At 42.5% G+C, this 20,801-nt stretch carries 22 protein-coding genes; 12 read left to right on the top strand and 10 right to left on the bottom strand.

Annotated features, from left to right (window positions below):
* Nucleotides 1-243 precede the first annotated feature (243 nt).
* The gene (locus EOD41_RS20120) at nucleotides 244-1,530 is read left to right on the top strand and encodes a DUF2851 family protein (RefSeq protein WP_127708510.1); all 1,287 of its coding nucleotides are present in this window, start codon (nucleotides 244-246) and stop codon (nucleotides 1,528-1,530) included.
* 1 nt (nucleotide 1,531) lies between these two features.
* Nucleotides 1,532-1,753, top strand: a complete 222-nt coding sequence (locus EOD41_RS20115) for a PspC domain-containing protein (RefSeq protein ID WP_127708507.1) — start codon at nucleotides 1,532-1,534, stop codon at nucleotides 1,751-1,753.
* A 1-nt stretch (nucleotide 1,754) separates the two neighbouring features.
* Here the strand turns inward: EOD41_RS20115 and EOD41_RS20110 are convergent, their stop codons facing one another.
* A complete protein-coding gene (locus tag EOD41_RS20110; protein WP_127708505.1) occupies nucleotides 1,755-2,930 on the bottom strand; it encodes a GAF domain-containing sensor histidine kinase in 1,176 nt (391 codons plus the stop codon).
* A 273-nt stretch (nucleotides 2,931-3,203) separates the two neighbouring features.
* Between EOD41_RS20110 and EOD41_RS20105 the strand changes: the two genes are divergently transcribed.
* Together EOD41_RS20105 and EOD41_RS20100 are read left to right on the top strand one after the other, a co-directional pair.
* Nucleotides 3,204-3,581, top strand: a complete 378-nt coding sequence (locus tag EOD41_RS20105) for a response regulator transcription factor (protein ID WP_127708503.1) — start codon at nucleotides 3,204-3,206, stop codon at nucleotides 3,579-3,581.
* Nucleotides 3,582-3,627: 46 nt separating this feature from the next.
* Nucleotides 3,628-3,945, top strand: a complete 318-nt coding sequence (locus EOD41_RS20100) for a hypothetical protein (protein ID WP_127708500.1) — start codon at nucleotides 3,628-3,630, stop codon at nucleotides 3,943-3,945.
* Nucleotides 3,946-4,018: 73 nt separating this feature from the next.
* Here EOD41_RS20100 and EOD41_RS20095 read toward each other — a convergent pair whose 3' ends face one another.
* Nucleotides 4,019-4,585: a YceI family protein gene (locus EOD41_RS20095; protein ID WP_127708496.1), complete on the bottom strand. Its 567-nt coding sequence runs from the start codon at nucleotides 4,583-4,585 to the stop codon at nucleotides 4,019-4,021.
* 289 nt (nucleotides 4,586-4,874) lie between these two features.
* Between EOD41_RS20095 and EOD41_RS20090 the strand changes: the two genes are divergently transcribed.
* A complete protein-coding gene (locus EOD41_RS20090) occupies nucleotides 4,875-7,721 on the top strand; it encodes a T9SS type A sorting domain-containing protein (protein ID WP_127708493.1) in 2,847 nt (948 codons plus the stop codon).
* Here EOD41_RS20090 and EOD41_RS20845 read toward each other — a convergent pair whose 3' ends face one another.
* Nucleotides 7,722-7,865, bottom strand: coding sequence for a hypothetical protein (locus EOD41_RS20845; RefSeq protein ID WP_164850009.1), 144 nt, complete (start codon nucleotides 7,863-7,865; stop codon nucleotides 7,722-7,724). It lies immediately after the preceding gene.
* A gap of 131 nt (nucleotides 7,866-7,996) precedes the next feature.
* On the opposite strand from EOD41_RS20845, the gene EOD41_RS20085 reads away from it, so the two are divergent.
* Nucleotides 7,997-8,875, top strand: coding sequence for a diiron oxygenase (locus EOD41_RS20085; protein ID WP_127708490.1), 879 nt, complete (start codon nucleotides 7,997-7,999; stop codon nucleotides 8,873-8,875).
* 106 nt (nucleotides 8,876-8,981) lie between these two features.
* Here the strand turns inward: EOD41_RS20085 and trxA are convergent, their stop codons facing one another.
* A complete protein-coding gene (gene trxA / locus EOD41_RS20080) occupies nucleotides 8,982-9,278 on the bottom strand; it encodes a thioredoxin (RefSeq protein WP_127708487.1) in 297 nt (98 codons plus the stop codon).
* Between the two features lie 164 nt (nucleotides 9,279-9,442).
* On the opposite strand from trxA, the gene EOD41_RS20075 reads away from it, so the two are divergent.
* Both EOD41_RS20075 and EOD41_RS20070 read left to right on the top strand, forming a co-directional pair.
* Nucleotides 9,443-10,312, top strand: a complete 870-nt coding sequence (locus EOD41_RS20075; RefSeq protein WP_127708484.1) for a helix-turn-helix domain-containing protein — start codon at nucleotides 9,443-9,445, stop codon at nucleotides 10,310-10,312.
* 8 nt (nucleotides 10,313-10,320) lie between these two features.
* Nucleotides 10,321-10,737, top strand: a complete 417-nt coding sequence (locus tag EOD41_RS20070) for a DUF983 domain-containing protein (RefSeq protein ID WP_127708481.1) — start codon at nucleotides 10,321-10,323, stop codon at nucleotides 10,735-10,737.
* A 78-nt stretch (nucleotides 10,738-10,815) separates the two neighbouring features.
* On the opposite strand, the gene EOD41_RS20065 is transcribed toward EOD41_RS20070, so the two are convergent.
* Nucleotides 10,816-11,721, bottom strand: a complete 906-nt coding sequence (locus EOD41_RS20065) for a phytanoyl-CoA dioxygenase family protein (RefSeq protein WP_127708478.1) — start codon at nucleotides 11,719-11,721, stop codon at nucleotides 10,816-10,818.
* A gap of 321 nt (nucleotides 11,722-12,042) precedes the next feature.
* On the opposite strand from EOD41_RS20065, the gene EOD41_RS20060 reads away from it, so the two are divergent.
* The 4 genes from EOD41_RS20060 (at nucleotide 12,043) to EOD41_RS20840 (ending at nucleotide 14,566) form a co-directional block, all read left to right on the top strand.
* Nucleotides 12,043-12,396, top strand: a complete 354-nt coding sequence (locus tag EOD41_RS20060) for a hypothetical protein (RefSeq protein WP_127708475.1) — start codon at nucleotides 12,043-12,045, stop codon at nucleotides 12,394-12,396.
* Nucleotides 12,397-12,504: 108 nt separating this feature from the next.
* The gene (locus tag EOD41_RS20055) at nucleotides 12,505-13,758 is read left to right on the top strand and encodes a metallophosphoesterase (RefSeq protein WP_127708473.1); all 1,254 of its coding nucleotides are present in this window, start codon (nucleotides 12,505-12,507) and stop codon (nucleotides 13,756-13,758) included.
* A 183-nt stretch (nucleotides 13,759-13,941) separates the two neighbouring features.
* Complete coding sequence (locus tag EOD41_RS20050) at nucleotides 13,942-14,142, top strand: hypothetical protein (protein WP_127708471.1); 201 nt, start codon at nucleotides 13,942-13,944, stop codon at nucleotides 14,140-14,142.
* A 280-nt stretch (nucleotides 14,143-14,422) separates the two neighbouring features.
* Nucleotides 14,423-14,566 carry a hypothetical protein gene (locus EOD41_RS20840; RefSeq protein WP_164850008.1) on the top strand — a complete coding sequence of 48 codons (144 nt, stop codon included), beginning with the start codon at nucleotides 14,423-14,425 and terminating at the stop codon, nucleotides 14,564-14,566.
* Nucleotides 14,567-14,660: 94 nt separating this feature from the next.
* On the opposite strand, the gene EOD41_RS20045 is transcribed toward EOD41_RS20840, so the two are convergent.
* The 5 genes from EOD41_RS20045 to EOD41_RS20025 all read right to left on the bottom strand — a co-directional run bounded on the left by EOD41_RS20045 (nucleotide 14,661) and on the right by EOD41_RS20025 (nucleotide 20,693).
* Nucleotides 14,661-15,458, bottom strand: coding sequence for an alpha/beta hydrolase (locus EOD41_RS20045; protein ID WP_127708468.1), 798 nt, complete (start codon nucleotides 15,456-15,458; stop codon nucleotides 14,661-14,663).
* Between the two features lie 117 nt (nucleotides 15,459-15,575).
* Nucleotides 15,576-16,589 carry an NAD-dependent epimerase/dehydratase family protein gene (locus EOD41_RS20040; RefSeq protein ID WP_127708465.1) on the bottom strand — a complete coding sequence of 338 codons (1,014 nt, stop codon included), beginning with the start codon at nucleotides 16,587-16,589 and terminating at the stop codon, nucleotides 15,576-15,578.
* A gap of 30 nt (nucleotides 16,590-16,619) precedes the next feature.
* Nucleotides 16,620-17,861 carry a sulfate adenylyltransferase subunit CysN gene (gene cysN / locus EOD41_RS20035; protein WP_127708462.1) on the bottom strand — a complete coding sequence of 414 codons (1,242 nt, stop codon included), beginning with the start codon at nucleotides 17,859-17,861 and terminating at the stop codon, nucleotides 16,620-16,622.
* Between the two features lie 18 nt (nucleotides 17,862-17,879).
* Nucleotides 17,880-18,785: a sulfate adenylyltransferase subunit CysD gene (gene cysD, locus EOD41_RS20030; protein ID WP_127708459.1), complete on the bottom strand. Its 906-nt coding sequence runs from the start codon at nucleotides 18,783-18,785 to the stop codon at nucleotides 17,880-17,882.
* A gap of 504 nt (nucleotides 18,786-19,289) precedes the next feature.
* Nucleotides 19,290-20,693, bottom strand: a complete 1,404-nt coding sequence (locus EOD41_RS20025; protein ID WP_127708457.1) for a UDP-glucose 6-dehydrogenase — start codon at nucleotides 20,691-20,693, stop codon at nucleotides 19,290-19,292.
* Between the last annotated feature and the right edge of the window lie 108 nt (nucleotides 20,694-20,801).

Raw genomic sequence — 20,801 nt, 5'->3', positions numbered from 1 at the left:
GCTAAGCAATCGAATTGTCCTGAGAGATCCCGAAACAAGTTCGGGACGACGAATTGAGTATCTAAAAAATCAGCGTAATCAAAAAATCACAAAAATCAGTGGTTCAGACAATCTCCTCAAAATGACATAAAATCATAGCAATATTCTAATCCTCAAATCAAGGTTAAGACAATCATTCTCACATAAAAATCAGCGCAATCAAAAATCACAAAAATCAGCGGTTCAGATATCATATATTAGCGCATGCTTTTCACCGAAGACCTATTGCATTATGTATGGAAGTTTCGCTTGTTTAACAGGTTGAACCTACGCACGGTTGAGGGCGAACCTGTTGAAATCTTTTCGGCGGGTATGCATAATAAAGATTCGGGGCCCGATTTTCATAATGCACGTATACGTATTGGGGAAACAGTTTGGGCCGGGAATGTGGAACTGCACCTGTCTTCATCCGCATGGCAGCAGCACGGCCATACCGATGATAAGGCTTATGATAATGTGATACTTCATGTGGTATATCGCGACGATGCGCCGGTTACACTGCCTAACGGCCGCCGTTTGCCAACCATTGAACTGCATGACCGGATTGCTCCTGAATTATATCAGCGTTATCATAACCTCATTTTTGGGCAGCGGGTATTTATTCCCTGTGAGGCTAATTTCAGCATAGTTGATGAACTAACGATGGGCAACTGGCTGTCGCGCATTTTGGTTGAACGGCTGGAAAAACGCTCAAGAGCTGTACTTGATGCACTTGCATTAAACCGTGGTGATTGGGAAGAAACTTTTTACCAGTTTTTGGCGGCTAACTTTGGTTTTAAGGTGAACGCCCTTCCGTTTGAACTGCTGGCCAAATCGCTTCCGCAAATCATTCTGGCCAAACACAAAAACAACCCGCTACAAATAGAGGCGCTGATATTCGGTCAGGCCGGTTTTCTTGATGAAGAGTTTACAGACGACTATCCGCATAAGCTAAAAACAGAATACGATTTTTTAAGAAAGAAACATAGCCTTACTCCTGTCGACCGGCATTTGTGGAAGTTTATGAGGATGCGTCCGCAAAACTTTCCTACCATCAGGCTGGCTCAGTTTGCGGCGCTGATAATCAAATCGAACCACTTGTTTAGTAAAGTGATCGAAGTAAAAGAAATTCCCTCGTTGCGTTCACTGTTTGCCGATATTGAGATAAATGAATACTGGGAAACGCATTACCGTTTCGACACGATATCTGCACAATCATCAAAAAAACTGGGGCAAGCGTCAATTGATATTATTTTGTTAAACACTATGGCATTATTTCTGTTCAGCTATGGTAAGCAGCATCAGCAGCAATATTACATTAGCCGTAGTTTAAAATTGTTAGAAAGTTTGCCCCGTGAAAGTAATCATATCATAGATGATTTTAGTAACTTAGGGCTTAAGATACAGTCGGCTTTTGAAACGCAGGCGCTGCTTGAATTAAAAAACAATTACTGCGATTATAAGAAATGCCTTAATTGCAGCGTTGGTAATAAAATATTAAAATTAACCTGACATGATACAGCGTATTTTAACATTTTTTGAGCGGTACTCATTCGGGGTGTGTACCTACCTGGGCGACAGGTTTAATGTTTCCATCGCCAAAATACGTTTGTTTTTTATCTATTCGTCGTTCCTGGCGGTAGGTTTTCCGCTCATATTTTATTTTTTTGCCGGCATAGTGCTTGATATACGCAATTACGTAAAACGTGCACGTACCCGCCTTACCGATCTGTAAACTATAGTACAATACGGAAACAAGTACCTTCGCCCGGCTTGCTTTCAACCGTAATGGTGCCTTTCATCCTATCAATAAATTCTTTAACCAATAACAAGCCCAAACCGTTCCCTTTTTCATTTTTAGTACCTGCCGTGATAGCGTTTTCGGTACCGGCAAATAACTGATCGGCTTTTTCCTGGGGCATGCCTACGCCTGTATCGCACACTTCAATTATGGTATAGCTTCCCTGTTTTTTTGCTGAAATTGAAATGGTACCATTCTCGGTGAACTTATTGGCGTTGCTCATCAGGTTACGCAAAATAAATTCAAGCACCCGCCTGTCTGTACGTACAAAAAGCTCCTTATCAACGTCATTCACTATTATGTTATGCTTTGCCCGGTTGTTTAGTACTTCCGAACCTGAAATAGTTTTAACCAAATCAAACAGCGCCACATCTTCGAAACTGAACTTATCAAATTTCAACTGCATTTCACCCCAGTTTACCACATTGGCAATCATATCAATGGTGCTATCAAGCTGCAGACTTATAGTGTCCATCATATGAGTGGCTTCTTCTTCGTCAAGTATATCTGTTTTACGAAATTCGATAACCGATTTAAGCGAAGCCAGCGGGTTACGCACATCATGCGCCAAAATAGAGATGATACGCTTTTGGGTTTGGCCCAGATAATTCAAATGTCTGTTCTTGATGCGCAATTCTGCTATTTTAATCACGTTTTCGGCCAGCACTTTTAAAGCGAAGCGTTGCTTTTCGGTAAGATAGCGTGGTACCCTGTCAATCACACACAGCGTGCCTAATTTGCTGCCGCCGCTGGTAATCAATGGCACGCCAGCATAATATCTGATAGAAGGATCTTCAACAACCAACGGATTATCGCTAAAGCGGTTATCCTGTAAAGCGTCAGTCACCTCAAAAAGGTCGTCCTGCAATATGGCATGGCTGCAAAAGGAGATATCACGGCCAGTTTGGTCAACTTCTAGCCCTACCCTGGCCTTAAACCATTGTCTGTTGGTATCAACCAGGCTGATAAGGGAAATAGGCATGCTACATAGGTCTGATGCAAGATTTACAATGTCATCAAATTCCTTTTCGTGCGGAGTATCGAGTAGCTCGGTACTGTAAAGATCTCTTAATCTATCGCTTTCATTTGCAGGGAGGTTCGCTGGGCTCATCGGCAAAAACTAATTGGATTATGTAAATGTAAGATTGTACGTAAAACTATTAACGGGGGTTAACATTTATTTATTCTACACCCAAAGGTTGTAAAATTGTTAAAACAATTTATTACTTCCTGCATTATATAGTGTTACAGTTACACCTTTGTAGGTGTTTCAACATACAATCTTATGCACATGAACATCTCTAGTTACATATTTAATAGTTCAAAATTTAAAATCGCGTACATAAATAACTGCCGTTGAATAAATTTTACTGCCGATACTACTATGCCTAGCTCTAAACAAAAAACAATAATGATAGCTGATGACGATCCGGGTATTGTTGATGCTGTGGGTATGATGCTTGAATTTGAGGGATATTTGGTACGCTCAACCGGGTATGGCTCTGATGTACTGAAGCTGGAAAACGACTTTCCTGACCTGCTTTTACTTGATATATGGATGAGCGGTGAAGACGGCCGCGATATATGCCGGAAATTAAAAGCTGACGTAATAAAAAAAGGGATTCCGGTGCTAATGATTTCAGCCAGTAAAGACATCAGGCAATCGGCCATGGACGCCGGCGCAGATGATTTTTTGGCCAAGCCCTTTGAAATGACCGACCTGATGCAGAAAATAGAGACGCTAACCGCTAAATCAGCATAAGTAAAACCATCCGGGTGTTGATGCTGTTTATAAGAAAAAACAACTTATGAACGCCGACGACGCTGCTTTTATTGAAGAATTTAAACCCTTGCATGTACCGCACGAGTATGAGCCATCACTTAGCTGGCAGGATAAGGTAATTTTTACTTTAGCTGATATGAACAACGGCACTGCCGAAGAGGTTGCAGCCCATTTGCAAACTTTAGAGGCCGGCGCCGATGCTGCCGAAGTAAAAAAACAAACCGATGATATACTGACTCACCTGTATGACAAAGGGTTGATAAAAGCAGTTGAAGACGAAGGCCGCCTGCGCTATAACCTGAGTAAGATACAAGATCCGCACACAGGTAAAACTGATGTTTAACCACTCCGCTTAAACGCCAAAGGCCCCGCAATATGCAAGGCCCCGGCTATTATTAATCATTAATTTTTTCTGATTACTGTTTAGCGAACTCGCCGTTAGCTTTGAATGTAACTTCTTCAGAAACCACAGCCTCGGGCGCTGAACCTACGCCAAAGTCTTTACGGTTGATGGTACCTGTAACCTGGAAACCTGCAACATCAGTTTTAAGCATTGGATGTTGTTTTGTGCCACGGTGCCAAAATTCAAAAGTTGCCGGTTTAGTAACGCCGTGCATGGTTAAGTTACCTGTTACTTTGTATTTATTAACAGCAGTTTTTGTAATACCGGTGCTGGTAAATGATATTGTTGGATATTTAGCTGCGTCAAAAAAATCAGGAGTTTTTAAGTGCGCATCGCGTTTTTCGTTTTCAGTACTTACTGATGCCACTTGTGCTGTAAAGGAAACTTTTGCATCGCTGAAATCAGCTTTTGATGAAGTGATAGTAGCATCAAAATCTTTAAAACTACCGTCAACGTCTGATAACATCAGGTGGGTAACGGTAAATTTCAGGTTTGAATGAGCTTTGTCAAGCTTCCAGGTTTGCGCGTAAACTGCCGTTTGCAGCAGGATAGCGGCTAAAAAGATGAATGTTTTTTTCATTGTGTTTTGTGTTGTTACTCTTTATCGGCACAAAAGTATAGATAGCTTTATGTCAAGCAAATAAATATTTGTTTGAACATCCAATTATTACTCAATCATGATAAATCAGCATTCTTTGCCCGAATCAATTAAATATTAATTAATAAAACAGACAATTAATTAATTATTACAATAGCGCGTAACATTTCTATTACACTCTTCGTAAAAGCATATACCCTAATTAATCTGCCGCCTGGCTGATATGTATTAACGACATATCAGTACAAGGCAGCAAAGCTATTGATGTGCTATGAAGAAGTGTTTTCGGTTGCTGTCTGTTAAAATTATCCTTGTTGCTTTGGCAACAATAGTTTTCTTAAACAATGCTTACGCGCAAGATCAGCGCATACCATTTATATCTGTGGTATCAAGCCAAAATACCGGCCAGGATTACTCACCCTGGCTTAACGACAACCTTGACTCACTGGTGCAGGAAGCCTGGCAGGATAATTTTGTATACGTAGATGTAACGCTCAGGCTGAAATACCACAGCCGGATCACACAAATAAAATTGTACGATTACACCGGCGTTTTTGAAGACAAGCCTGCTGAAATTTATTCGCTGAACGGCACCCAACGTACGCTGCTTGGCACGTTTACAGGCCCGGGTTACATGACGTTTCAATATATTAATCTGCCTTCGCCTATTGAAGCTGATGCCATTATTGTACATAAATACAGTAACAATATTCCGCAAAAAGTATTTGCTTATGGGATATCTGATACAACCCGCATAAACACACCTGATACTGCTACAAACCAGCCGCCGGTAACTAACCCACCACCGGTTAATCCACAACCAGAACCTACCGACGGTTTAACCAAAATCCCTATCGATGCAAAACGCTGGTACCAATTGAATAACGTGAGCGATGGCTTATCCGGTTTGTTTGATGGCATTACCGATACAGAGGTTAATACCGGTTATGGCAAAATATTCAATAACTACGAGGCTTATTACCCTGTTGAGCAGGGCGAACGCATCAATCTGAAAAAAATAAGGTTCTATAACAACACCGGCGGTTTGGGTGATTTTCCGGTTACTGTTTCTGTTATCGACAGCACCGGTAACCGTAGGGTTGTTGGTGTTTATAAAGGCGGATACTATAAAAAATGGCTTGGTCCAAATCCGGCACAGCCCGAGAAATATTTACTGGATACTGCTGTAAGCAATGTAAGATACATCATACTTAACTGCTGGTACCAGTTTCCTACTGAAATTGAGTTTTATGGCGATTACCTGAAGGCGAATGCACAAACCGAAAGCCAGTCGCCTGTGATTACCAGGAAACGTTTCCCGATAAGCAATTACATCGGCATTAATGCTTTCGAGTGGGATTTTGAGGATGGCAATAATCCTGATCAGGTAGAATCAACCCGCATGACTGCCATGCGCAACTTCAGCCAGGTGCGCCATTACATGGACTGGGAAAAGCTGGAATCGACTCCGGGCGGATATACCTTTAGCCCGACACACAGCGGCGGCTGGAACTACGATGCCATGTACAAAGCCATGCGCGAAAGCGACATGGAGATCCTCGCCGACCTTAAAACCCTGCCAAACTGGATGCTGGAAACTTATCCCGCCGATCAGCGTGACACAGAGAATATTCCGGTAAAATATGGCAGCGATTACTCTGATCCAAAATCATACATAGAACAAGCTAAAGTAGCTTTCCAGTTTACTGCACGCTATGGCTCAAACAAAAACGTAAATCCTGCGCTGTTGAGCGTTAACAGCACACCGCGTTGGACTGCCGACCCCATTAACACCGTTAAAATCGGCCTGAAGTATGTGAAATACATCGAGTGCGATAACGAGCGCGACAAATGGTGGAAAGGCCGTAAAGGCTATCAAACCGCTTACGAGTACGCGGCTAATCTTTCGGCGTTTTACGATGGCCATAAGAACACCATGGGCCCCGGTGTTGGCGTGAAAAATGCGGACCCAAACATGAAGGTGGTAATGGGTGGGCTTGCATCAGCCAATACCGAATACCTTAAGGGCATGGTTGAGTGGTGCCGCATGAATCGTGGTTACAAACCCGACGGTACTGTAAATCTTTGCTGGGATTACATCAACTATCACTGGTACTCGCACGACGCTCAGATGGTGCCTAACTCATTCCCTACACGCGGTGTAGCTCCTGAAAAGAATAACACCTATCAAAAAGCAATTGAGTTTATTGAAGCTGCCAACAAATACTGCAATGGCATGCCTGTTTGGGTGACCGAAGCAGGTTACGACGCTAACGAAAACAGTCCGATAAGGGCAATACCGATCGGTAAGAAAACTATCTCAGAAACGCAAGCCGACTGGATACTACGGACCATTTTGTTGTATTCTCGCGCAGGCATTGGCAGATTGTTTATCTATCAGGCTTATGATGATAATTTTTACAATCCGACACAGTATGCATCATCAGGCATGCTTAAACAAAATCGTATGCGTAAGCCCGCTGCCGATTTTATGGTGCAGGTAAATAAACTGATTGGTGATTATGCCTATGCAGAAACCCTTAATGCCGATCCGATTGTTGACCGCTATGAGTTAGACGGAAAATCGGCTTACGCGCTGATGGTTCCTGATGAGATTGGCCGTACAGCGCAATACACTTTAAGCGTACCCAATGCTGATAGTGTAACCGTTTACACGCCGACCATCGGCAAAAGTAAAATGCCTTTTACACGGATGGCATTAAAAAACGGCAAGATAACTTTGACAGTAACCGAAACACCAATATTTGTACTGCCTGTTGAGCGTGTACTTGTAGGCGCATTGATGAGCACCCATTCAACCTTAATGGCGTTAAAAAAGCCGCTAAGTGAGACGCCTAAAGTATCAACGCTTAGCGTTTACCCTAATCCTGCGGTTAATCAGGTTAATGTGGCGTTCAGCAACACCAATTATCAGCAGGTAAATATCACGTTAACCGACGCGGCAACCGGACGCACTTATGGCAATTATACTTTCGCGAAGGCTGAAGATGACTTTTCACAAACCATTGATGTAACGCAACTGCCTGCAGGCATAAACCTTGTAATAATTAAGCAAGGTGATGAAACCAAAGTGGAAAAGCTTATAAAATCGAGATAGTTATTTCAGGTCGCCAACTATTGCATACAGCGTATAAAGCGGAACAAACAAAAGGATAAACACCCTTGCTTGTTGTTGTTTGTTGGCGTTGCCTTCTACAAATACATTGAACAGGTCGGCTTGAATTGTTTTTAAGGTTTTCATATCGTGTGAAGTTTAAATTTAAAGTATTGACCATGCGGTACTGCGCTTAGTTTAATTCACCTTTGTATCAGTTCGGTTACAAATTATCAGTGTCTTGAAAAACAAAAGCCTGCTTTTCGTATTTTTAGGTTATGCAAACCAGCGAGGTTGAACGGCTTATCCGCATAAGTAAAGAGCATCAGTTGATGCCCGAAACTTATGTACCCTGGCACTTACTTCCCGAAGAAACCGAGATATTTTTACCTGAAGTGCTCAACTCACTTGAAGGGCTGCCGATTTATGATACGCTTACCACTCAGCAAAAGCTCGACTTAGGCCGGCACGAAGCGGTACAGGTAATGTACTCGTACGGTTGGGGCGAAGGTTTGTTTTGCGTGTTCATGAGCCGGTATATGCTGAATTTACAACCTGCCGATGCCGAGTACCGCTTTTTACTGCGCGAACTGATAGAAGAATATCGTCACCAAGAAATGTTTGCGCAGGCAGTACAGCAGTTACAAGGAAATCCCCTACCGCCTACCGCGTTTCATAGTTTTATCGGAAAGTTCACTACTAAGTACCTGCCTGCAGATTTTTTGTTTATGGGCAGCCTTTCGATAGAACTGGTTACTGATACTTATGGCAATTATTCACGGCGAAACAAGCAGGTATATACTACGCTTCGTAAGGTTTTTGAGCTGCACAATATTGAAGAAGGCCGGCACATCATCTTTACAAAAGGGTTGCTTGAACGCTATACCAATAAAGCGGGATACATCAAACGGACGCTATACAGTTTTGTGATACTGTTTAATATATACTTTCTGCGGACGCTGTATGTTAAGAAGGAGATCTATCAGCGTATTGGCATAGCTGATGCCGATGTCGTTTTCAAACAAGGATTTGTTAACTATAAGCAGAAATTCGCTGCAAACTGCCTCGAAAACGTTGTTGAATTTGTACAAAGCTGGAACGGCTTTAACCGAGCTACCCGCTGGGCCTGGAGATGGCTGCTTGGTGCGAAGGTATGAGTTAGTCCATGGTCGATGGTCCATAGACGATAGACAACACTTGTTTTTGAAAGGTGTAATTACTTATTATTAGTCTGATATCCATGGACTATGGTCTATCGACTAATCATACATACTGCTCCAGTATCTGCTGCAATTGCGGCGCCTGTATCACTCCCGCCTGACGCCATTTGGTTTGGCTGTTTTTGAAAATCATTAAAGTGGGCACACTTTGCACGTGATAAGCGTTGGCCAGCGAAGGATTTTTGTCGACATCTATTTTGATGACGGTTACCTTCTCACCCATGGCATTCTTCACCTGCTGCAATATTGGCGGCATCATTTTACACGGGCCGCACCACTCGGCCGAAAAATCTATCAGAACCGGTGTTTCCGAAGCTATTATCTCTTTAAAGTCTGCCATTGCTCAATCTCCTTTTATTAGGAACGTCCGGCTTAGCAAGTTGTTTCAGCATCAGCTTAAAATATACTTGGTAAAAAATAGTACAAATTACTTATCTGTAAAAAGTACCACAAACACCCTGTATATTGCCATTACCGGTTGAAATTTATAGGTATTTTTGTTTCATGAAAAGCGGATTCCCGGTATATGACATTTGCACCCTTTCTGAATATCAGCAGCATGATATCCTTATCGACCGCTTTGGCACTTATCTGCAAAAGCATTATAATCTGCATTTTCCGCACAAGCATAATTTTTATCACCTGGTATTTTTCACCAAAGGCGGCGGCACACACGCAATTGATTTCAAAACCTTTAACGTTCAGCCCGGGCAGATCTACTTTATGATACCCGGACAGGTACACAGCTGGTTTTTTGAGGGCGAAGCAGACGGGTATATCATTAATTTCTCGTCAGCATTTTTCAATTCTTTCTTGCTGAAACCGGAATATCCTGAAACACTGCCCTTCTTTAGCGGCAATCTCGACGACATGGTGATCAATCTTACCAAAAAGGTAAAAAACACTGTTGCAGACTTATTTGAGGATATAATTGAAGAGACCACCGGGCACGACAGGTTTAGCTTTGACATGATACGTATGCTGATGATGCGGATTTTTACGGTGATAGCCCGTGCACATACCGCTACCACAGCAACTGCCGCGCCTACTTATAACCAAACACTGCTGAGCAATTTTCGTAAACTGATTGAACAAAATTACACCACTTTAAAACTTCCAAAGGATTATGCCGCTTTATTGTACATAACCCCTAATCATTTAAACGCGTTGTGTAACGATATTTTGGGTATTTCAGCAGGTGAAGTGATACGGCAGCGGGTATCCCTCGAAGCGAAGCGGATGCTGATCAACCCAAAGTTGTCCATTGCCGACATAGCGGGACGTTTAGGCTTTGCCGATAACTCATACTTTGCCCGCTTTTTTAAAAAACAGGCTGATATGACACCCGAAGAATTTAGAAGAACGTATAAATAATTAATACCATGACCACTGATAATATAAAACCTATTCCACAGTTTTCGGCTTTTATACAGGCTAAATGTCCGCGTTGCCGCCGGGGTAAAATGTTTGCCAACAGCACATACAGCCTCAGCGGACAAAACATGTACAAAAGCTGTCCTCATTGCAACCTGAGCTTTGAGCGGGAACCTGGTTATTTCTACGTGGCCATGTTTGTGAGCTATGCCATGAACGTTGCCGAAATGGTAACCCTTGCCGTGGCTATAGCCGTGCTTACCGGGTCAGATAATCCGTGGGTATATGTAAGCGTACTGTTAGGGTCGATATTGGTTTTGTCACCTTTTAACTTCCGTTATTCAAGGGTAATGCTGCTGTACTGGTTAACTCCGGGCTTGCATTATCATCCGGAAATGTCAGGGGATATGCCGCATAAACATTAATAAATAAATAAAAAATGCCTTTGGGCCTCGCGCCCAAAAGCATTCACATTTTTAATTTAATTGGTTCGTGGTGTTTCTTTATTTTTTGGCTGCCGCCGGATCAAAAAGCAGCGGGAAGAACTGCCCTTCAAGCACTTCGCCCGCAGGTATGCCCGGTATGCCTTTTAAAATTTCTTCGTTCGAGTTTGACTGTGTGCCATCAGCAAAAACGTTGAGTACAAATGCCCTGCGCGAACGCTCCGACCGGTTTTCGTACGACCCGTGCACCATCAACGGATGGTGAAATGAGCCGTAGCCTTTCTTCATTTCAATAGGGATCGGTTTAAATTCAGCTTTTTGTTCTTCTGTCAGGTAGTCCATAAGGCCTTCCATATCTCCGGCCAGCTCAGGTTTATCAAGAAGACCCCATTTGTGGCTTTTCGGTACGTAGTACAGGCAGCCGTTGTCAACATTGGCATCGTCAAGGCCTATCCAACAGGTTAGGTGTTGCATTGGCGCGGTGCGTGTCCAGTACGAATAATCCTGGTGCCAGGCCACTACGCCGCCATGTTTAGCCGGTTTGCAAAACAGCTGGTCGTGCCAGAAACGTACGCCTTTACCGCCCAGCAACTGGCTTGCCGCCATCAAAAATGCCGGGTTATAAATCACATCATGAAAGCCTCCGGTGATACGCCAGGCACCAAGCGCGTGAAACAATACGGTATCCGGGTTGCCCGACTCATTTGAAAAGAAGTAATAAAACAACGGATTCCCCGGGTGCTCCGGATCTGCAATGGCGGCAAGTTCTTGGTTCAGGCGGTCAATCTGCCACTCTTCCAGTAGTTTTATATTATTAAGGTAACCATACTCGTTAAAAAAAGCTACCTGCTCGTCACTTAGCCTGTATTTATCCCATTCTTCAGGCGTTTCAGGTGTTTTAAAAAAGTCTGAAACAAGGGCATGTATAGTCGACAGGTCTTTTACTTCTGCGGATACGGTACTCATTGGTTATAGTTTATTGGTTTAACTGATATGTTTATACATAGTTACATTAATACACCATATCTTCCAAATTTACTCCACCATCTTGCGTCAAATTACTGGTTTAGGCATATACATCAAACAAAATAGTGTAATTATCCTACTGGAAATCAAGCTTAAAAAAACAAATAAATTAATTTTGAATTACAGCATTAAACCCTGGCAAAAAATTTGAGTTTAATAAATATAACAGCTACCGGCACAATGTGGTGATTGTGATTTGAGCCGGGTTTGATTGATGTAGAGCCGGTAGCTGTTTTTTGTTAAACTAAAACTTACTGACAAATGAAAACATTAAAAGTATTAGCCGTAGCAATATTCACTTTAGGTACCGTAACAGCAGCCAGTGCGCAGGTACATGTTAGCGTAAGCGCAAACTTCGGCAGTCCGGGTTATTTGCCAATTTACAGGCCTGCGCCGGTAGTAGTTGAAAGGCCGGTTTATTATGCCGAGCCTGTGGTTTATGCCCGCCCGCGTACTGTGGTTGTTGAACGTCCGGTTTATTACCGTCGTCCGGTGGTGTACTCACGTCCGCGTACGGTAGTGGTTAGAGATGTGGTTTACCGCGACCGTTATCGTCCGGCTAAACATTTCAAACACAACAAACATTTTAAACATGTACGTTACTCACGCTATTAATTGATAGCGATAGATTATACGAAATGCCCTTTACAAAACCTGTAAGGGGCATTTTGTTTGATTAATATTTTACGTTTCAATTACCTGCCAATAAGTAAATTGCAACATATGCGTAGAAGTGGTTTCTTTACTTTCTTTTTAATACTTGGAGCAATAAGTCTAGTGCTCGACTGGTATGTTTTTTCGGGCTTACGCACACTGGCTGCCGACTGGCAGTCGCGGTGGCGGATGTTACTTACCTGGGGATATTTGATTATCTCGGTAGGGGTGCTGGTTACTTTTGTTGTTAGCTTAACAACAAGTGATGCCAAACAGGGCCTTACTCATTTCAACAGCTGGATGCTGAGCATCTTCCTTACCTTTTTTGTGAGCAAACTGGTATTTGTGATTGTACTTTCACTGGGCGACTTTGGCCGCTTTGTAACCGGGCTGGCGCAAAACATTGGAAGCGATAATAAAACCCATCCTTATTTTCCTGAACGCCGCAAATTTATCAGCGAATTGGCTGTGCTGCTGGCAGCTTTTCCTTTTACCAGTTTCTTTTATGCCATGTTAAGGGGTAAGTATGATTATCGTGTGCATAAGCACACCTTATACTTTGAAAATTTGCCTGAAGCTTTTGATGGTTTTACCCTTACCCAAATAAGTGATATCCATTCGGGAAGCTTTGATAATGCTGCTGCTGTACAAAAAGGCATCGATAAAATAAACAGCCTTAAGAGTGACCTGTTCGTTTTCACCGGTGACATGGTGAATAATATGGCCTTTGAGATCGAACCTTACATGGGACATTTCGGCCAAATAAAAGCACCCTATGGCCAGTACTCGGTTTTGGGTAATCATGATTACGGCGACTATATTGTTTGGGACAGTGAACAGGAAAAGAAAGATAACCTTGATAAACTGAAGCGCCACCATAAAACTATGGGCTACCGCCTGTTGCTTGATGAAAACATAGCTATTGAAAAGAACGGCCAACGTATTTACCTTGCCGGTGTTGAAAACTGGGGGCGGGATTTTAAAAAAGCCGGGAACCTCGACCATGCATTAAATGGTATTGATAACAACGCATTTAAAATACTACTATCTCACGATCCAACACATTGGGAAGACAAGGTACGTTATCATAAAAATCCGGTACAGCTAACACTTTCGGGGCATACGCATGGTGCGCAGTTTGGTATTGAAACCGCAGGCTTCCGCTGGAGCCCGGTGCAATACCGCTACCTGCAATGGGCCGGCTTTGCTAAACATAATAACCGACTGCTGTATGTGAACAGGGGTTTTGGTTTCCTGGCCTTCAGCGGCCGGTTAGGTATATGGCCTGAGATTACTCATATTACGCTTAGGGTTAAGAACTAGATCTTTTGATTTGAATCAAGAATCAAGAATTAAGAATCAGGATTAGTGTTAAATAAGCGTTGCTCTGAATCTAATTCGTTACACTTGATTTTGTTTTATAATTCTTGATTCCTGATTCTTAATTCTTGATTCTGATTTTAAAAATGGCATAGTTACTGCTTCCTTTTAGAAAACAACAAAACTATGGAAACCAAATACATCAATGAACCTGTTAGCACACCGGCCCGCAATCAGAGCGGCAGCTTTTGGTACGAAATGAAACCATTTGTAAAATTTGGATGGAAAGCTATGGGTTTAATAGCCGGCGCACTCATTGCCATTGTAAAAAGCATTCCGAAACCATTAGTTGATAAGGCGGATAATACATATCCGTTAAAAAAATAACAGGCATGTTCTTCCTGAAAAACGCAATAAAAGATTCTTTTCCAAGCGGATAACCACTCTTTTTGTTTCACATACCTTCAAAAAGGGACAAATTAATGATTAATACCGAAAATTTTCGTAAAAATTAATATTTATAAATTATTGATTATCAATATCTTAATCCACTAAAAATGTCTATACAAACAATAAAGTAAAAAAATTTTACAACACGAGGCATTTTATTGCGTTATTAAATGTAATTGTTTATCTATAGTTAACTTAAAACACTAAACAGAAAACTATGAAAAAGTTATTAAGCGTGCTGATACTTTCAGCTTTTACTTTAGGAACTTTTGCACAAACCGCACCTAAAGACACTACCAAAAAGTCTACAAAAACAACTAAATCAGACACTACGAAAAAAGACACCACTAAAAAATGGTAATGTATTTCTGAAACGAAATAACATGTGTCTATGAAAAACAAAAACCCGTACAATGTACGGGTTTTTTATTGATATAATATACTTGCGTTAATACTCAAACATGTGCCGCCGTATCATACTGGTGCTGTTCGTGACGCTGAAGCCACTCATAAATATATCCTGCAACTTCTTCCCAACCAGGCTCACCGCAAATAAAGTGGCTGCGGTTAGCAAACTCTTTAAAGGCAGTTATACTTACCTCATCTTTATAAGCATTTACATTCTTTTCATTTAATGATGCAGGTATGATCTGGTCCTTTTCGCCGCCTACAAACAACAATGGTACGTGCGGCATATCAAGGTCAATATGGCCGTCGCTGCCCAGGCAATCACGCAGCACATTACGGCTGTCGTGCGTAGCATATTGCTGATAAGCTACTTTGGCTTCTTCTTCGCTTAATGTATTGGCAAACGAACCGTGAAAGCTTTCTTCATCCATATAAAAAGGATCGTTGCCTTTGAACGGATTGGTGATGAGGGCGCTGTTCTTCATAAAGCCCCAATCGAACGAAAGCATCATATTTGGTGCAACCGAACTTATGGCTACACCGGTTTGCACAAGCCCGTTGCTCACCAGCAATTGGGTGATCAATCCGCCTACCGAGTGGCCAATAACAATTGGCGGCTGTCCCTGATCTTTAACAATCTGCTGCATTTCATAAATGATCTCCTCTAAACGCAAATCGCCAAGACCATCGGGTGGACTTTGCCTCAACTCGGCGGGTTCGCCTTCGTGCATCGGCCATGCCGGTGCCACGCAGTTGTAACCTTTCTCGCTAAAATAATTAATCCATTTCTCCCAGCTTTTTGGGTTCTGGAACATGCCGTGTATAAATACAATGGTGTTTTTCATGATAGTATGTTTCTGTTATCAGAATAAAAAACATACCAAAACGGGTGACAATCAGTTATAAAACAAAAATAGCAACAACCTAAGGTTGTTGCTATTGAAAGTTCTTATAAAAGAAGATTATTGCTGATAGTAGCTCCTGTACCAGTCAACAAATATTTTGATACCGGTTTTGATATCCGTACGCTCCATTGTACCAATTTCAGCTTCAAGCTTTGTAAGGTCGGCGTAAGTAATAGGCACATCGCCCGGCTGCATCGGTAAATATTCTTTTACAGCTTCCTGTCCAAGCGCTTCTTCAATAGCTTTAATAAAGTCGAGCAGTTCAATTGGCGTATTATTGCCTATGTTGAACACGCGGGCTGCAGGAGTAGTTACCGGTGGCTTTTCAAGTAAACGTTCAATGGCTAAAGTGATATCGTCAATATAGGTAAAATCACGTTTCATTTTACCGTGGTTAAACACCTTTATAGTTCTGCCTTTAAGCACATCATCGGTAAAACTGAAATACGCCATATCAGGGCGGCCCCATGTACCATAAACGGTAAAGAACCTTAAACCTGTTGTAGGTATTTTATACAGATGCGAGTAGGTATGCGCGTAAAGTTCGTTCGATTTTTTGGTAGCCGCGTATAATGATACCGGATTGTCAACATTATCGTCCTCAGAAAAAGGAATTTTTTTATTAGCACCATAAACCGAACTTGACGAAGCATAAATCAGGTGTTTAACCGGGTTATGGCGGCATCCTTCAAGTATGTTTAAAAAGCCCGAAACATTACTTTCAATATAAGCATAAGGATTGATTAGTGAATAGCGTACACCTGCCTGCGCGGCAAGGTTAACTACATAATCAAATTTTTCGGCAGCAAACAGGTTCAGGATATTGTCTTTATCAGCAAGGTCAAGCTTTACAAACTTATAGTTGCTGTAAGTTGTGCTTTGCACCGGCTTGTTGTATTCAATCTGATCTTTGTCGATACCGGCTTCTTTAAGCCTGCCAAATTTAAGGTTAACATCATAATAATCGTTAATATTATCCAGGCCAACAATTTCAACGTCTTTGGAGATAAGCCTGTTTATCAGATGAAAACCCACAAATCCCGCCGCGCCTGTAATTAATATTTTGCTCATTATATGTTGTTTTAATAGTTTCTGCTATTACTACCGTATCATTCCGGCCGCTACTGTTTCATTCGTTGCTTCATCAACCAATATCAGTGCTCCGGTAGTGCGGTTCTTCCGGTATGCATCATACATAACCGGCTGCGTGGTACGCAGGCGTACACGGGCAATGTCGTTCATTTTTATATTGATATCACCTTCGGTGTGCTCCAGCGTGTTGATATCCATTTTGTAAACCACCTCTTTTATAATGGCGCGTACCTCATTAGTAGTGTGGCGCAGGTAGTACTTGGCACCCGGGCGCGGCGGATTAGCCGCAAGCCAGCAAATCATCACATCAATATCCTGACTCACCTCGCTTTGGTTGTTTTCCTTAACAATCATATCCCCCCTGCTCAGGTCGATATCGTCGTTCAGGGTAATAGATACCGACATTGGCGCGAATGCTTCCTCAAGCGGCCCATCATATGTATCGATAGATTTGATAGACGATGTTAATCCCGAAGGCAATACGGTGATGTTATCACCCGGCCTGAATATTCCACCGGCAATACGGCCTGCGTAACCACGATAATCATGATATTCATCTGAATGCGGCCTGATGACGGTCTGCACGGGGAAGCGCGCGTCGATGTGGTTATAGTCGCTACCGATGTGCAGGGTTTCCAGCGTATGCAGTAACGTACCACCCTGGTACCATGGCATATTTTCTGAATGCTTTACTACGTTATCGCCATGCAGGGCGCTTATCGGGATAAAGCGTATGTCGTTCACTGCAAGTTTGCTGGCAAACTCAGTGTACTCTTCAACTATCTTGTTAAATGCTTCTTCAGAATATCCTGCCAGATCCATCTTGTTCACGCATACAATCAGGTGTGGTATCTGCAGTAACGATGCGATATATGAATGGCGGCAGGTTTGCTCAACTATCCCCTGACGCGCGTCAACCAGTATCAGTGCAAGGTTAGCCGTTGAAGCGCCGGTAACCATGTTACGGGTATATTGAATATGCCCCGGGGTATCGGCAATAATGAACTTGCGTTTAGGTGTAGCAAAATAACGGTAGGCCACATCAATGGTTATGCCCTGCTCGCGTTCTGAACGCAGGCCATCTGTAAGTAATGATAGATCAACATGGCTCAGTCCCTTACGCTCGCTTGATTGGCGCACGGCTTCCATCTGGTCTTCAAATATTGATTTTGAATCGTACAACAGGCGGCCAATAAGGGTACTTTTCCCGTCGTCAACGCTTCCGGCAGTTGTAAATCGTAATAATTCCATATAACTGTATACCCTTATTTAAAAATATCCTTGTTTTTTCCTGTCTTCCATTGATGTATCCGAGCGCTTGTCGTCGCTGCGCATACCTCTTTCTGTGCTGCGTGATGCCGAAACTTCGTCAACTATCTTGTCAAGCGTATCGGCGTCTGATTCAATGCCGCCTGTAATGGTGATATCACCAAGCGTGCGGAACCTCATACGTTTCGTCTCGATGGTTTCGCCCTCGCGTAGCACTAAGAACTCCGACTGTGGCAGCCAAGTACCATCACGGTAAACCGCTTCACGCTCGTGCGCGAAATACAGCGAAGGTATTTTTATATTTTCATGGCGGATGTAGTTCCATACATCCATTTCGGTCCAGTTGCTTATCGGGAACACCCTGAAGTGCTCACCCATTTTTTTACGTCCGTTAAATATGTTCCACAACTCTGGCCGCTGGTTCTTTGGGTCCCACTGACCGAAATCGTCCCTGTGTGAAAAGAAACGCTCTTTTGCGCGGGCTTTCTCTTCGTCGCGGCGGGCGCCACCCAAAGCGGCGTCTATCTTGTGTTTTTCAATCGTATCAAGCAGGGTGACAATCTGCAGCTCGTTACGGCTGGCGTTAAGACCTGTTTCTTCAACCGCGCGGCCTTCGTTAATTGATTCCTGTACCGAACCTACAATCAACTGTACGCCAAGCTCCTCAACCAACTCGTCCCTGAATTTCATTGTTTCCGGGAAATTGTGCCCTGTATCGATATGTATAAGCGGCAGGGGTATCCGGGCAGGCCAAAACGCTTTTTTGGCAAGATTTGTCACCACGATAGAGTCTTTACCGCCGGAAAATAAAATAGCCGGACGGTCAAACTGAGCAACCACTTCCCTTATCACAAAAATCGCTTCCGATTCAAGCTCCTGAAGGTGGTCTAAATAGTACTTGTTCATATAATTTTATTACCAGTATTTGCGCTGCAAATGTGGCATTTATATTTAAAAAGACAGTATAATTGTTTCAATGCACCTGTTTAAACAGATACTGCCTGGTTCATAATGTTGTTTCTTCTCCTCTGCACAAACCGTCCTCACAACATTGTGATCAAAAATCCCTTAAGCATCATATAAAAAACGGCATCGATGCATTGCCGCGTCTTAAAGGATAAAGCCGTAATATGTTGAACTTATCACGGCAAAAATTACAAGATCAGTTGTTTATGTTATGCTGACTCCAGCCGACATTAAACAATGCTAAGATAAAGATTATATCGTTATTACACATACTTTATATTCAACTAATTATTAAATTTCAAATAAAGAATAAGATGCCATAACATAAACACAAAAAAAAGATGGTATTTTTAATAATGTCTTAATAATGCTTTAGATTAAATTTGTGGCAATAAAAAAGCCCGGATGGTTGTCTCCGGGCTTTGGTGTATAGTTTGTGAATGATTAAGCTTCTTTACCTATTGAGTACACTTTGAAACCGATATCTTTTAGCTTGTTAGTGTCAAGCAGGTTACGGCCGTCAAAAACAAAGGCAGGTTTTTTCATATTTTCGAATATTTTAATCCAATCATACTCTTTAAACTCGTCCCATTCGGTTAATACTGCAATGGCATGCGCGTCTTTACAAGCTTCGTAAGGATCTGTTACTACAGTTACCAGTTGCTTGTTCTTTTCGCTTGCGCGGGTTTCAAGATAGTCAAGGTCTGAATAGACTTGGCTTTCAGGTACTTTAGGATCATATACCGAAATACCGGCCTGCTCGTTCAGCAGATCATCAGCCACATAAATAGCTGCTGATTCACGGGTATCGTTAGTGTCTTTTTTAAACGCCCAACCCAGGAAAGCGATTTTTTTGCCTGATACCGTATTATAAAGCGTTTTTACAATGTTGGTAGCGAAACGGCGTTTCTGGTGGTCGTTCATAATAATTACCTGCTCCCAATAATCAGCAACTTCTTTCAGGCCATATGAGCGGGCAATATAAACCAGGTTCAAAATATCTTTCTGGAAGCATGAGCCACCAAAGCCTACTGATGATTTCAGGAATTTTGGACCAATACGGCTATCGGTACCGATAGAGCGCGCTACCTCCGAAACGTCGGCGCCGGTGCGCTCACAAAGTTCAGAAAGAGCATTGATTGATGATACCCTTTGTGCAAGGAACGCGTTAGCGGTAAGTTTTGAAAGTTCAGACGACCAAAGGTTGGTGGTCAATATCCTTTCGCGGGGCACCCAGTTTGCATAAACTTCAACCAGCGACTCCAATGCTTCCTGGCCTTCCGGAGTGGTGTCGCCACCAATCAACACACGGTCTGGCGCATGTAAGTCTTCAACAGCAGTACCTTCAGCCAAAAACTCAGGGTTTGAAAGTATCTGATAGTTTACACCGTTACCGGTGTTTTGCAATATATTTTTTACGGCCTCGGCAGTACGCACAGGCAGTGTTGATTTTTCAACTACTATTTTATCGTCTTTAGCTACGCGGGCAATCTGGCGTGCGCAAAGCTCAATGTATTTCAAATCGGCAGCCATACCTTTACCGGTACCATAGGTTTTGGTAGGTGTGTTTACCGAGATAAATATCATTTCGGCTTCGTCAATTGCTTTATCTACCTCGGTAGAAAAAAACAAGTTGCGGCCGCGGGCTTCAGCAACAACGGCATCCAAACCTGGTTCATAAACCGGGATGTTGTTAGTGTCCGGATCGTTCCAGGCATCAATACGAGCCTGGTTAAGGTCAACTACGGTTACTGTTATATGCGGACATTTTTGCGCGATAACTGCCATTGTAGGGCCCCCTACGTAACCGGCGCCTATACAACAAATTTTAGATATTTTTTTACCCATAAAAGAAGTTAGTTAATTCTTGTTCGGCTTTACTGAAGCTTTTTAAATATATTTAATTGTGTTTGACAAAGTAGTTATTTTAATATTGTATTTATTTGAATGTAGTGT

It is taken from the genome of Mucilaginibacter limnophilus (genome assembly GCF_004005815.1).
Taxonomy (GTDB): domain Bacteria; phylum Bacteroidota; class Bacteroidia; order Sphingobacteriales; family Sphingobacteriaceae; genus Mucilaginibacter; species Mucilaginibacter limnophilus.
Note: the sequence above shows the minus strand (reverse complement) of the source record. Positions and strands in the feature narration are given on the sequence as shown.